This window comes from Blautia caccae (assembly GCF_040095955.1).
Classification (GTDB): Bacteria; Bacillota; Clostridia; order Lachnospirales; family Lachnospiraceae; genus Blautia; species Blautia celeris.
Window position 1 is genome coordinate 1 of record NZ_JBBMFP010000096.1, and the last position, 808, is coordinate 808.

Below are 808 nucleotides of genomic sequence, written 5' to 3' on the forward strand. Positions count from 1 at the left end.
TCCCTGCTCTTTGACCTTCCCTAGATCCACCGCTGTCAGGCTCCCATAGCGGGATTCATATTCTGCCAGAAGGTCCCGCTCTGCCAGAAACTCCCTGCAGGATCTGATCTGCTCCTGTTGTCTCAAGGATAACTGCTCCATCTGTTCCAGCTGACGCCTGAACGCACCTGTCTGTTCATCCGTCAGGCTTTGTTCTGTCTGTATCGTCTTTACCTGTGCCATGACTGTCTCCTTTCTGCACAAAAAAAGATTGCAAATTTTAATCTGCAATCTTAGACAATATGTATTTTACTGTTTTCACCTAATTTAAGGAAATCTTGGTCGAATGTGTAAAAATCATGTCCATTTTTGATACAATAATCATAATAAATATAATCATTTATATCAACATACCTAATATTAGAAATAATATCTTCCACTGAGTAATCCTTTAGTTCATGACACATCGCCAAATGCATCACATCATCGTAAACCTGCCTGCAAAACGGCTCAACATTAGAAAACGCTTCTGTCATACGAAATTCCTTCACATTTCCGACACCCTTTTCTGTCCGATTTCTACACTCTCTATTGTATTCCCGCATTTTTGCCTTTTGTATGGCATTGATTATTTCTAATAGCTGTTCTTTACAGGTAATGATTTTTTGATGGCTTCTAATACACTCTGTCAATAAATTACTGGCGGCTCTTGCCTGTCTTCTCTCCTGCTCACTCACCGGTGTCCTTGCGCCACAAAGTTCAATCCATATGCACGTGTCTAGAAAGATCATTCTTCCATATCCTCTCTTTTTAATAAAGCACCATCTTT

At 40.2% G+C, this 808-nt stretch carries 2 protein-coding genes; both read right to left on the bottom strand.

Annotated elements, in window-relative coordinates; translation table 11 throughout:
* On the bottom strand, positions 1-222 hold a 222-nt coding region (locus WMO65_RS26370; RefSeq protein WP_349064905.1), incomplete at its 3' end, for a hypothetical protein.
* A gap of 50 nt (positions 223-272) precedes the next feature.
* The coding region (locus WMO65_RS26375) for a hypothetical protein (protein WP_349064908.1) at positions 273-808 on the bottom strand (536 nt) is incomplete at its 5' end.